Source organism: Pseudomonas sp. XK-1 (assembly GCF_038069885.1).
In the GTDB taxonomy this organism is placed as follows: domain Bacteria; phylum Pseudomonadota; class Gammaproteobacteria; order Pseudomonadales; family Pseudomonadaceae; genus Aquipseudomonas.
This window is the reverse complement of sequence record NZ_JBBPES010000004.1, coordinates 547,995-560,453: the sequence shown is the minus strand read 5'-3', so window position 1 is coordinate 560,453 and position 12,459 is coordinate 547,995. Positions and strand designations below refer to the sequence as shown.

Here is a 12,459-nt window from a genome sequence, read left to right as displayed (position 1 = left end):
CGGCGCTGATGACCAGGGTCGGAGCGGTGGTGTCGGCGGCCAGGGTCAGGTCATCGCCGCTGCCGTTGTTGCCGGCCAGGTCGGTGTACTGATCGTTGGCGACGCTGATGCTCGGGGTGTCGCTGCCACTCTGGGTAAAGGTGGCGGTCCAGGTGTCGGCATCGACCTGGGTGAAGTTGCTCAGGCTACCGCCTGCAACGGTCACGTCGCTGGCGTCGAAGCCGGCCACCGCTTCGCTGAACTGGAAGGTGATGGTGGTGCTTTCACCGGCGGCGAGGTTGCTGTCGGCGGCGCTGATGACCAGGGTCGGAGCGGTGGTGTCGGCGGCCAGGGTCAGGTCGTCACCGCTGCCGTTGTTGCCGGCCAGGTCGGTGTACTGATCGTTGGCGACGCTGATGCTCGGAGTGTCGCTGCCGCTCTGGGTAAAGGTGGCGGTCCAGGTGTCGGCATCGATCTGGGTGAAATCGCTCAGGCTGCCGCCGGCGACGCTGACATCGCCCAACTCAAAACCACTGACCGCTTCGCTGAACTGGAAGGTGATGGTGGTGCTTTCACCGGCGGCGAGGTTGCTGTCGGCGGCGCTGATGACCAGGGTCGGGAGATTTGTATCAAGAAGGCTAACGCCGTCAGTTGCGCTGGCACTGTTACCGGCGATATCGGTGACGCTGGCAGTCACGCTGAGACCGCCATCAGCCAGGTTGCTGAGGTCTGCGGTCGTGCTGTAGTTGCCGTCGGTACCAGTGATGGCGGTGGTGGTAACGGTGTTGCCATTGGCGTCAGTGATCGTCAGGGTCACCGTGCGGCCAGGGCCGACATCGGAGGTGCCGGAGATCGGTGCATTGGCAACGTTGGCGCTGTTCACGTCATCCAGGCTAACGGTGATGCTGGCGGTGGTGTCGAGGGTAAAGGTCAGGCTGCTGCTCGGCGAAGTGTTGCCGGCGACGTCAGTCTGGCGTACCAGAATCGTGTTGCTGCCTTCCAGTGCTACGGGTGGAGTTGTGCTCCAGTTCGTGCCGTCGGTGCTGTATTCGACGGTGGCACCTGGCGCGACACCGCCAATGCTGTAGGAACCATTATTGGTGATCAGGTCGTCGGCGACACCGCTGTCGACCAGCAGGTTCAGGCTCGGGGCTGTTGGATTCACTGGATCTACAGGATCTACAGGATCTGCATCGCCGGTTTCTCCGGTCAGACCGTCGACTTCATCCTGAACGCCGCCGCCCAGGCCCAAACCAGAGGTCTCGAAGCCGATCTCGGCTTCCAGTTGGCCGCCCGTTTCGTCGAGCATTACAAAACTATGGCCACCGCCTGCTGCGCCGCCTGTGCCGCCACCAGTACCCGCGCCCGCCGCAGTTGCTTCGAGTTCGGTGGTGGGGTCGAGGCCCGCGGCGATGGCTTGTTCGAGTTCGGATGCCGGCGCTTGCGCGGAGTCTGCCGGTTCGGCCTGGCCTGCCTGCCAGTTGCTGTTCTGGGCAACGCTGAGCACTTCGCCATTGGCCAGTTGCAGAGTGACTTCGCCGCCCAGGCCGGTCAGTACCTGTTCGCCCTGGAGCACACGTTCGCCCTCGAATATCTGCCGCTTAAGGCCGTCGAGGGAAACTGCGAATACTTGACCTACAAGGCTTTTGACGATGGCGACGATGGTGCTCATAGATACTGCTCCGTGTACTCATGCTTAAAAGGGTGGCGAGGCGAGTAAGGCATTGGTTCAGATTCGATGGGTCTGTACGACAATATTTTGTCGCCGGTAATTTGGCTTATTCCGTTTTGGAATTAGGGTTGTGCCAAACTATTGACCGCTTGCTCGCGATAATAAAGAATGCGCGCCGTGATGTCACTTTGATATTTAACCGACTTCCTGCCGTGGTAAAAGCACTGGCTGGCAGGTCGTCTTGATCCTGCTCTAGCGCACCGCTAATTCGTCACCTGGCAGTCAGCTCTGCCGAAAAGGAATTTTATTCAATGCGTTTTCTAGTACTCGTTCCCCTCGCTCTGGCAGTTTCCGTGGCGGCCCATGGTCAAACCCTCACCGAGGCCATGCAGAGTGCCATCGAGGTGCATCCGGAAATCCAGGCCGGGATCAATTCGCGGTTGTCGGTAGAGGAGCAGATGAAGGCGGCCAAAGGCGGTTACCTGCCCCAGGTCGACCTGTTGGCCGGCTATGGTCGCGAGTACACCGACAGCCCTGGCACCCGTGGCAGCACGCACAACAGCGAGACCCTGACCCGCGGCGAGTCGAGCCTGCGTTTGCAGCAGATGCTGTTCGACGGCTTTGCCACCAGCAGCGAAGTAGGCCGCCAGCGCGCCACCGTCAATGCCCGCGCCTATGAGCTGCTGGGGACTTCCGAGCGCACCGCGCTGACCGTGGCCGAGGTCTATCTGGAAGTGCTCAAGCGCCAGGAAATGGTGCGTCTGGCCGAAGACAACCTGCACAGCCACGAGCGTATCTACGATCAGATCAACCTGCGCAGCCAGCGCGGCGTCGGGCGCATGGCCGACCTCGATCAGGCCGAAGCGCGTCTGGCCCAGGCGCGCAACAACCTGATTACCGAACAGACCAACCTGGCCGACGCCCAGGTCAATTACTTCAGCGCCGTGGGCCGCGATGCCAGCGAGCTGAGCCTGCCCCAGAACCTGACCGCAACCCTGCCGGAGAGCCTGCCGGCGGCCCGCGAGGAAATGCTCCAGAACAACCCCTTCCTCAGTTCGGCCGAGGCCGATGTGCAGGCTACCGAACAGCAGTATGAAGCGTCTAAATCGACCTTCTACCCGCGCTTCGATGCCGAGCTGTCGCGCAGTATGGACAACAATCTGGACGGTACCGCAGGCCACAGCAACGAATGGCGGGCAATGGTGAACATGCGCTACAACCTGTTCGCCGGTGGCAGCAACAAGGCCGATCTGCAGTCCAAGTCCCACCAGGTCAATCAGGCCATGGACATTCGCAACAACGCCCTGCGTGTGCTTAATGAAGACCTGGGGCTGGCCTGGAATGCCCTGCAGAACGCTCGTCAGCAACTGCCGATTGCCCAGCAGTACGTCGATTACAGCAGCCGGGTACGCGAGTCCTACCAGAAGCAGTTCAGCCTGGGCGACCGTACCCTGCTGGATCTGCTCGACAGCGAGAACGAACTGTTCACCGCCGCTCGCCGTCTGGAGGAGGTGCGCTTCACCGAGTTGTTTACTCAATACCGGATCAAGGCCACCATGGGCTCCCTGCTCAAAAGCCAGGGTGTAGTTGCGCCAATGGCCGCTGCACCGCTGGACGAAGTCAAGGCCAAGGCCAGTCTGCCCGGCCTCAATTGAGCCCCGTCGTTGATGAGTAAAGCCTGTGGCAGTAGACCTTAGTCAGACCCAGACCCGCAGCGATCCGCGCGATCGCTACGATGACCCTCTGCTAGACAGCCTGCTGTCGCTGTGCAGCCTGCACCAGAAGTCGGTCAGCCGCGCCATGCTCACGGCCGGCTTGCCGCTGCCGGAGCAACGCCTGAGCCCTGAGCTGCTGGCCCGCGCCGCTGCGCGCGCCGGTTTGCAGGGGCGCTGGTTGCGCCGTGGCCTGGACAAGATTCCCGAACTGGCAATGCCAGCCCTGCTGCTGCTGCGCGAGGGTCGTAGTGCCTTGCTGCTCGGCTGGGACGAGCAGGGCCGTGCCCGAGTCATGCCCAGCGAGAGCGAGGGCGGCGAGGTGCGGGTCAATGCTGAAGTGCTGGCCAAGGACTACAGCGGTCAGGTGTTCTTCGCCCAGCCGTTGCACAAATTCGACTTCAACCGTGGCGAGCTGATTCCGCGCGCCACGTCCTGGTTTCGCGACACCCTGAAACGCTCGCGCTGGTTGTATATCGATGCCATCGCGGCGAGTTTTCTGATCAACCTGATCGGCCTGGCCACGCCGCTGTTCGTGATGAACGTGTACGACCGGGTGGTGCCCAACCAGGCCGAAGCCACCCTCTGGGTCATGGCCATTGGCATCACCGGGGTGTTCTTCTTCGACCTGCTGCTCAAGACCCTGCGCGGGCTGTGTCTGGACCTGGCGGGCAAGAAGACTGACCTGATCATCAGCGCCACGCTGTTCGAGCGCATCGTCGGCATGGCCATGAAGTTTCGGCCGGCGCGGGTCGGCAGCTTCGCTCAGAATATTCACGAGTTTCAGAGCCTGCGCGATTTCCTCGCCTCCCTGACTCTGGCCAGCGTGATCGACCTGCCGTTTACCCTGCTGATTCTGGCGGTAATCGCCATGATCGGCGGTCATCTGGTGTGGATTCCGATTCTCGCCTTCCCCCTGGTGGCGCTGATCGGCTGGGCTTTGCAGCGGCCCCTGGCCGACACCATGCAGCGCAGCATGGCCCTGGCTGCCGAACGCCAGTCCAGTCTGATCGAGAGCCTGGCCGGGCTGGATGCGGTCAAGGTCAACAACGCCGAAAGCGAGCGTCAATATATCTGGGAGCAGACCATCGGCACCCTCAGCCGCCTGGAGCTGCGTGCGCGCATGCTGTCCAGCCTGGCGATGAACTCGACCATGCTGCTGCAGCAGCTGGCCGGGGTGGTGGTTATCGTGCTCGGCGTTTACCAGATCATGGCCGGCAACCTGAGCATGGGCGGACTGATCGCCTGCTATATGCTCAGCAGCCGCGCCCTGGGCCCGTTGACGCAGATTTCCGGATTGCTGACCCGCTACCAGCAGGCCAAGGTGACCCTGGAATCGGTCAACCAGATGATGGAATTGCCCCAGGAGCGCCACGAGGACGAGCGCCCGCTCAAGCGCCAGTCGCTGCAAGGGGCGGTGGAGTTCCGTCAGGTGGACTTTCACTATCCCGACCAGCAGCAGGCCGCCCTGCAGAAGATCAGTCTGGTGGTCCGGCCCGGGGAGAAGATCGGCATTATCGGTCGCAGCGGCTCGGGCAAGAGCTCCCTGGCCAAGCTGATCGTTGGCCTTTATCAGCCAGACGGCGGCAGCCTGCTGGTGGACGGCATCGATGTGCGCCAGCTGGATGTCAGCGACCTGCGCTACAACATCGGCTATGTGCCCCAGGACATCCAGCTGTTCAGCGGCACCCTGCGCGACAACCTGGTGTCCGGTGCCCGTTACGTCGAGGACGAACTGGTGTTGCAGGCCTCCGAGCTGGCCGGCGTGCATGAGTTCGCTCGCCTGCACCCCAAGGGCTATGAACTGCAGGTCGGTGAACGCGGGCAGAACCTTTCCGGCGGCCAGCGGCAGAATATCGCCCTGGCTCGCGCGCTGTTGCTCGACCCGCCTATCCTGCTGCTCGACGAGCCGACCAGCGCCATGGACAACAGCGGTGAAGAGCGCCTCAAGCAGCGCTTGTCTGCAGTGATCGGCACTAAAACTCTGCTGCTGGTGACCCACCGCGCCTCGATGCTCAGCCTGGTGGATCGCCTGATCATCGTCGACCGCGGGCAGATCATCGCCGACGGTCCTAAAGGGAGCGTGATGGAAGCGCTGAAGAAGGGGCAGATCAGTGTCAGCTAAACAACCGGGCAAAGGTCTGCGGGAGTCCCTGGGTGCCTATTTCGGCAGCCGCGATGCCATGGGCGACGAGCCCCTGCCGGAAGTCAGCAAGGCGTTGATCGAAGATGCGCCACGGGTGGTGCGCCTGACCATCTGGAGCCTGATCGCCTTCTTCGTCTTCTGCCTGCTGTGGGCCAACTTCGCCGTGGTCGATGAAGTGACCCGCGGCGATGGCAAGGCGATTCCGTCGTCGCGCCTGCAGAAGATCCAGAACCTGGAAGGCGGCATCGTTGCCGAGCTGTTTGTCCGCGAAGGGCAGATCGTCGATATCGGCGATCCGCTGCTGCGCCTGGACGACACCCGTTTCGCTTCCAATGTCGGCGAAACCGAAGCCGATCGCCTGGCATTGCTGCTGCGCGTCGAGCGCCTTAGCGCCGAAGTGCAGGACCGCGAGCTGGTGGTTGCCGATGAGGTGCGCGAGAAAGTACCGCGCCAGGCCGACAACGAAATCCAACTGTTCAACAGTCGTAAGCAGCAACTGCTCAACGAGGTGGCAGGTTTGGAGGAGCAGCTGATCCAGCGTCAGCAGGAGCTGCGCGAGTTTGCCTCCAAGCAGGGTCAGTTCCGCAACAGCCTCAACCTGCTGCGCCAGGAAATTCGCATGTCCGAGCCGCTGGTGGCCGAGGGCGCGATTTCCCCGGTGGAGGTACTGCGCCTCAAGCGCGCCGAAGTGGAAGCGCGCGGCCAATTGGACGCCACCACCCTGGCAATGCCCCGAGCCGAGGCGGCGATCAAGGAAGTCGAGCGCAAGATCGACGAAACCCGTGGACGCTTTCGCAGCGAAGCCCTGACCCAGCTCAACGAGGCACGCACCGAGCTGAGCAAGATCCAGTCAACCGGCAAGGCGCTGGAGGACCGGGTCAACCGCACCTTGGTGATTTCGCCGGTACGCGGCATCGTCAAGCAGCTCCTGGTCAACACCATTGGCGGAGTGATCCAGCCCGGCAGCGATTTGGTGGAGATCGTGCCGCTGGGCGAGAACCTGCTGGTGGAGGCGCGCATCCGTCCCCAGGACATCGCCTTCCTGCACCCCGGGCAGGAGGCGATGGTCAAGTTCACCGCCTACGACTACACCATCTACGGCGGGCTCAAGGCCGAGCTGGAACAGATCGGTGCCGACACCGTGACCGACGATGATGGCAACAGCTTCTATGTGATCAAGCTGCGTACCAACAAGAGTCACCTGGGCAGCGAGGCCAATCCGCTGTTGATCATTCCCGGCATGGTTGCCTCGGTGGACATCATCACCGGCAAGAAGAGCGTGCTCAATTACCTGCTCAAGCCAATTATCCGCGCCCGCGCCGAGGCCCTGCGCGAGCGGTAGGGCGGATCTACATAGGGTGTGCTGTGCGCACCAGGCGCTACCGAACGCTCTTGGTGCGCACGGCACACCCTAGGGTAGGTCTACTCGACAAACAGCTGCTGCACCACCGAGAAGTCCTGCTTGCCCTTGCCCTGCTTGAGCAGCAGGCGGTAGAGCTGCAAGGCCAGTGCGCCCATGGGCGTGCTGCTGCCGCTGACCTGGGCGGTTTCCTGGGCCAGGCCCAGATCCTTGGCCATCAGTTCGGCCATAAAACCGCCCGAGTAACCCCTGGACGCCGGAGCGTTTTCCATGACCCCGGGCCAGGGATTGTACTTCTCCAGGGTCCAGTTGCCGCCCGAGCTCTGGCGCATGATCTCGGCCAGTACGCCCGGCTCCAGGCCGCTGGCCACGCCCATGGCCATGGCTTCGGCGGTGGCGATCATCTGTACCGCCAGCACCTGGTTGTTGCACACCTTGGCCACCTGGCCGGCTCCGTCGGGGCCGGCATGGAAAATATTGCTGCCCATGGCGGCGAAGATGGCGTGAGCCTTGGCCAGGGTGGCGGCCGCGCCACCGACCATAAAGGTCAGGGTGCCGGCTGCGGCCCCGGCGGTACCGCCGGACACCGGCGCGTCGAGCATCTCGATGCCTCGCGCGCTGGCAGCCTGGTGCACCTTGCGCGCGGACTCCGGGGCGATAGTCGAGCACTCCAGCACCAGGGTGCCGGGCTTGAGAGCGGTGAGCAGGCCAGCATCACCCAGATACAGGCCCTCCACATGACGACTGGCGGGCAGCATGCTGACCACCACATCGGCGTCCTGCACCGCATCCAGCGCGCTGCTGGCAGCGTGCGCACCGTCTTTGGCCAGGTCCTCGATGGCGGCTTGCAGCAGGTCGAAGACCTTCAGGTTGAAGCCGGCCTTGAGCAGATTGCGCGCCATGGGCAGGCCCATATGGCCGAGGCCGATAAAAGCGATCTGGGTCATGGTTGTTGCCCTCCTCGTAGGGTGCGCTGTGCGCACCAAGATTCCATTGTTTGCTGCGCGCGGCACGCCTATAGATCCGCCAGCGGATGCTCGCCTTCCCAGACCACCTCGAAGTGCGCCTCGATCACCTCATGCGGGATGGCCGCCACATCCGGCCAGTGCCAGCGCGGTGCCTGGTCCTTGTCGATCAGCCGTGCGCGCACGCCCTCGGGGAATTCCGGGTGGCGGCAGCAGTTCAGGCTAAGGGCATATTCCATGCGGAACACCTCGGCCAGGGACAAGCGCTTGGCGCGGTGGATCTGTTCCCAGACCAGGTGCCCGGTCAGCGGGCAGCCGCCGTTGAGGGTCTTGGCTGCGCGCGCCAGCAGCAGGTCGCTGTCGCCCTGCAGGGCACTCAGTGCGCGCCAGGCGAGGGGCAGATCGGCCTGGTCGAGCAGGGCGTCGATGCGTGGGCGGCGCGGCAGCCACTGGGCTTCCGGCAGCTCGTCGCGGGCGTCGGCCTCCAGGGCCTGGAGCAGGCTGTGCAGTTGCAGCTGCGGCTGTTCCAGCCAGTTCAGCTGCACCAGGCCTTCGAGCAGGTCGTCCTGCTGGGTGTCGAGCAGGAAACGGTCGGCCAGGTCCAGGTCCAGGGCGTCGCGGCCATTGATGCCGCTGGCGGTGAGGCCGAGGAACAGGCCGAGCTTGCCCGGCAGGCGGGCGAGAAACCAGCTGCCACCCACATCGGGGTACAGACCGATATTGATTTCCGGCATGCCCAGGCGGCTGCTGGGGGTGACGATGCGGATTCCCGCGCCCTGCATCAGGCCCATGCCGCCGCCCAGCACATGGCCGTGGGCCCAGCAGATAAAGGGTTTGGGGTAGCTATGGATGCGATGGTCGAGGCGGTATTCATCGGCAAAGAAGCGTCGCGCCAGGGGCGGCACCTGGCCGGGATGCTCGCGGCACTGCTGCACCAGCTGCACCACATCGCCGCCGGCGCAGAAGGCCTTTGGCCCGTTGCCGCGCAGCAGCACGCAGGCGATGCCCGGATCATCCGCCCAGGCCTTGAGCCTGGCATCCAGCGCTTCGATCATCGGCAACGACAGGGCGTTGAGGCTGCCCGGGGCATCCAGGCTGGCGATGCCAATGCGCATACCGTGGAGGGCTGGGCGTTCTTCGAATTGCACGTTCATCATCAAAGTTCCTGGTGCGCACGGCGCACCCTGCGGGAATAGGCTTATTTATTGCGCCACTGCGGCTCGCGTTTTTCCAGAAAGGCGTTGACCCCTTCGCGGGTGTCGTCGGCGTCGAACAGGTCGACAAAGCGCTCGCGCTCCTCACTGAGCCAGGTGTTCGGATTGCGTTCGCGCGCGCCCTGGATCAGCGGCTTGATGGTGCGTACCGCCACCGGGCTCTGTCGTGCCACCCTGGCCGCCAGCAGCAGGGCATGGCCGCGCGATTCGCCGGTATCGACCACCTGCTCGACTAGGCCGATACGCAGGGCGGTTTCCGCATCCAGGCGTTCGCCGCAGAGAATCATGCGCTTGGCCCAGCCTTCGCCCACCAGCCAGCTCAGCGCTTGGGTGCCGCCGGCGCAGGGCAACAAGCCCACCGTGGCTTCCGGCAGGGCCATCTGCGCCTGGCGCTCGGCGATGCGGATATCACAGGCCAGGGCACATTCCAGGCCACCGCCCATGGCATAGCCGTTGATCGCGGCAATCGACACGCCGCGGAAGTCCCGCAGCGCCTCGAAGGCTTCGCCGAAGCGCCGGGCCATTTCCCGGGCGCGGGCCTTGTCGCCATCGGCGAACAGCTTGAGGTCGGCCCCGGCGCTGAAGAACTTGCCGCCCTGGCCGGTAATCACCAGGGCGTAGATCTCGTCGTCGTGGTTGAGGTGCTCGATCAGCTGCTTGAGGCCGATCAGCGAGTCGCGGTCCCAGGTGTTGGCCGGCGGCTGATTGATGGTGATCAGCGCGGTATGGCCGTGCTTTTCCACGGTGAGCTTGTGGGTCAGGTCGAACAGGCCGGGGTGGTAGGCTTCGATGGCGTGGCTCATAGGATTCCTCGTCGTTTTTTCTCCCCTCGCCCTCCGGGAGAGAGGCAGGGGCGGCCCTCGTAGGGGACGTGAGGTGTGCGGGGCGGCTTCGCCCCTCACCCTAACCCTCTCCCCGGAGGGGAGAGGGGATAAAAGCTATAGTAGGCGATCAAGCATGCCGCCTTGATCGAGCAGGCGGCGGGCGATGATCACCCGCATGATTTCGTTGGTGCCTTCCAGTATCTGGTGCACCCGGCTGTCGCGCACCCAGCGCTCCAGCGGGTAGTCATTGAGATAACCGTAGCCGCCATGCAGTTGCAATGCCTCATTGCACAGGTTGAAACAGTGGTCGGTGGCGAAGCGCTTGGCCATGGCGCAGTACAGGCTGGCTTCACCGTGGCCCTGATCAAGCTTGTGCGCGGCCAGGCGGACCATCTGCCGGCTCGCTGTCAAGTCGGTGAGCATGTCGGCCAGCTTGAACTGCAGGGCCTGGAACTCGCTGAGAGGCTTGCCGAACTGTTTGCGTTCTTCCACGTAGCGCAGCGATTGCTCCAGCGCCGCCTGGGCCGCGCCCAGCGAGCAGCTGGCGATATTGATCCGGCCGCCATCCAGGCCCTTCATCGCATAGACAAAGCCCTGGCCCTCGGGGCCGATGCGGTTGCCGGCGGGAATGCGCACGCCTTCGAAACTGATGGTGCGGGTAGGCTGAGCGCGCCAGCCCATCTTCAATTCGTTGCGGCCGTATTTCACCCCTGGGGCGTCGGCCGGCACCAGAAAGCAGGAAATGCCCTTGGCACCGCTGTCCTCGCCGCTGCGCGCCATCACGATCAGCACATCGGTTGAGCCTGCGCCGGAGATAAAGCATTTGCTGCCATCGAGCACATAGTCCTCACCGTCACGTTTGGCGCGGGTGCGCAGGTGGGCGGCGTCGGAGCCGGCATCCGGCTCGGTCAGACAATAGGAGGCCAGCAGTTCGCCGCTGGCCAGGCGCGGCAGCCAGGCATCCTTGAGCGCCTGGTCGGCGAAGGAGGCGAGCATCCAGGTCGCCATGTTGTGGATGGTGATAAAGGCGGTGGTGGCGACACAACCCGCCGCCAGTTGTTCGAAGATCAGCGCCGAGGACAACCGCGACAGGCCCAGGCCACCATCCTCTTCCTTGAGATAGAGAGCCAGGTAGCCTTGTTCGGCGGCGCGCCTGATCACGTCCACTGGGAAGTGATGGTCGCGGTCCCAGTCGCCGGCATGGGGGGCCAGTTCTCGCGCGGCAAAGGCGCGGGCGCTGTCTACCAGCAGGCGTTGTTCATCGCTGAGTTCGAAATCCATAAGTCCTCATTGCAGGGTAGGGGGCTGTCCGGCGGCGCGTCGTTCGGCCTGCCAGGCGGCTAGGCTGGGTGCCGCCTGGGAGCCGTCGAGGCGGTCGACGATGCTGAAGTAGTCCTGTTTGAGCGGGTCGCTCATCACCTCGTCGCGGCTCTTGACCTGGACGACATAGACCGTCTGTGCGTTCTGGTGATCGAAGGCGCGCCACTCTTGCTTGTCCTTGAGCAGGCTGTAGCTGTGGTTTTCCAGGGCCTTGATCAGCGCTTCGCTGTCCAGGCTCTTGCTCCGCTGCACGGCATCGGCCCACTGATAGACGATGCTGTAGGCCGAGGCCGCAGAGCTGGAGGGGTACATCTCGTAGCGCTGGCTGAAATCCTTGACGAAGGCTTCACCGCGAGCGGATTTCTCCAGGGGCGGTACGCGCCAGGTCCAGGGTTCGGTGCCGAGTACGCCCTGCATGATCCCCGGGCCGGCCTGTTCGACCATATGCTGGGTCAGGTTGGGTGCGACGATCTGCATGCGCTTGGTCAGGCCCAGGTTCTGGGCGATGCGCATGGCGCGCACCAGGTCTTCGCCGAACAGCACCAGGACCAGCACCTGTGCCTGGCTGGCGGCGGCCTGGGTCAGGGCGTTCTGGTAGTCGGCCATGCGCGCGCCGGGGAAGGGCACCTTGACCCCCGGGTGCTTGCCCTGGTCCGTACTGCCGGTGGTCTGGCGCAGCGAGCTTTCCGAGGTGTGGCCCCAGGTGTAATCGGCGGTGACGTAGAAGTAATCCTTGTTCGGCAGGTGCTTGCTCAGGTAACCACCGAGGGCGTAGGCGCTCATCCAGGCGTTGTTGCACTCGCGGAACATATAGCGGTGGCCGTCCTTGCCGGTGGTGTCGTTGGAATAGGTGAGGGTGCCGAAGTACAGCAGGCCATGCTGGGCGGCGCGCTTGCCGGCGGCAATGGCCACCGCGCTGGAGGAACCGCCGAACAGCATGGCCGCACCTTCGGCGGCCAGTTTGTCGACATTGCGCTCGGCCTTGGCCGGGCGCGAGGCGGTGTCCTTGCTGGACAGGCGCAGCGGTCGGCCAAGCACGCCGCCGCGCTCGTTCAGCTCGTCTATGGCCAGCAAGGCACCGCGCATCTGGGCCAAACCTTCTTCCTTATAAGGGCCGGTGCGCGGGTAGTTGAGACCGAGGGTGATCGGCTCTGCGGCCTGGGCAACGGCAGTGATCCCGGCCCACAGGGCCAGGGTGGCAGTCAGTCGTTTCATTGCAATCCTCCTTGTTCTAGTTATGCCTGACCGACTTTGAGGCCAGGGCGAG

The 12,459-nt window shown here is 63.9% G+C and carries 9 protein-coding genes; 3 read left to right on the top strand and 6 right to left on the bottom strand.

Annotated features, from left to right (window positions below):
- On the bottom strand, positions 1 to 1,651 hold a 1,651-nt coding region (locus WMW70_RS13715), incomplete at its 3' end, for a retention module-containing protein (protein WP_341438041.1).
- Between the two features lie 311 nt (positions 1,652 to 1,962).
- Between WMW70_RS13715 and WMW70_RS13710 the strand changes: the two genes are divergently transcribed.
- The 3 genes from WMW70_RS13710 to WMW70_RS13700 are packed head-to-tail and all read left to right on the top strand — an operon-like array spanning position 1,963 to position 6,851.
- Positions 1,963 to 3,306 carry a TolC family outer membrane protein gene (locus WMW70_RS13710; protein WP_341438040.1) on the top strand — a complete coding sequence of 448 codons (1,344 nt, stop codon included), beginning with the start codon at positions 1,963 to 1,965 and terminating at the stop codon, positions 3,304 to 3,306.
- A 25-nt stretch (positions 3,307 to 3,331) separates the two neighbouring features.
- Positions 3,332 to 5,488, top strand: coding sequence for a type I secretion system permease/ATPase (locus WMW70_RS13705; protein WP_341438039.1), 2,157 nt, complete (start codon positions 3,332 to 3,334; stop codon positions 5,486 to 5,488).
- 58 nt (positions 5,489 to 5,546) lie between these two features.
- Entirely contained in the window at positions 5,547 to 6,851 is a 1,305-nt protein-coding gene (locus WMW70_RS13700; RefSeq protein WP_341438058.1) for an HlyD family type I secretion periplasmic adaptor subunit, read from the top strand.
- Positions 6,852 to 6,931: 80 nt separating this feature from the next.
- Here the strand turns inward: WMW70_RS13700 and mmsB are convergent, their stop codons facing one another.
- The 5 genes from mmsB to WMW70_RS13675 all read right to left on the bottom strand — a co-directional run bounded on the left by mmsB (position 6,932) and on the right by WMW70_RS13675 (position 12,407).
- Positions 6,932 to 7,816 (bottom strand): 3-hydroxyisobutyrate dehydrogenase, encoded by an 885-nt coding sequence (mmsB, locus tag WMW70_RS13695; RefSeq protein WP_341438038.1) that lies wholly within the window; start codon positions 7,814 to 7,816, stop codon positions 6,932 to 6,934.
- Between the two features lie 68 nt (positions 7,817 to 7,884).
- Positions 7,885 to 8,988 carry an enoyl-CoA hydratase/isomerase family protein gene (locus tag WMW70_RS13690; RefSeq protein WP_341438057.1) on the bottom strand — a complete coding sequence of 368 codons (1,104 nt, stop codon included), beginning with the start codon at positions 8,986 to 8,988 and terminating at the stop codon, positions 7,885 to 7,887.
- A gap of 44 nt (positions 8,989 to 9,032) precedes the next feature.
- Entirely contained in the window at positions 9,033 to 9,851 is an 819-nt protein-coding gene (locus WMW70_RS13685) for an enoyl-CoA hydratase (protein WP_341438037.1), read from the bottom strand.
- A gap of 135 nt (positions 9,852 to 9,986) precedes the next feature.
- Complete coding sequence (locus tag WMW70_RS13680; RefSeq protein ID WP_341438036.1) at positions 9,987 to 11,153, bottom strand: isobutyryl-CoA dehydrogenase; 1,167 nt, start codon at positions 11,151 to 11,153, stop codon at positions 9,987 to 9,989.
- 6 nt (positions 11,154 to 11,159) lie between these two features.
- The gene (locus tag WMW70_RS13675; RefSeq protein WP_341438035.1) at positions 11,160 to 12,407 is read right to left on the bottom strand and encodes an ABC transporter substrate-binding protein; all 1,248 of its coding nucleotides are present in this window, start codon (positions 12,405 to 12,407) and stop codon (positions 11,160 to 11,162) included.
- Between the last annotated feature and the right edge of the window lie 52 nt (positions 12,408 to 12,459).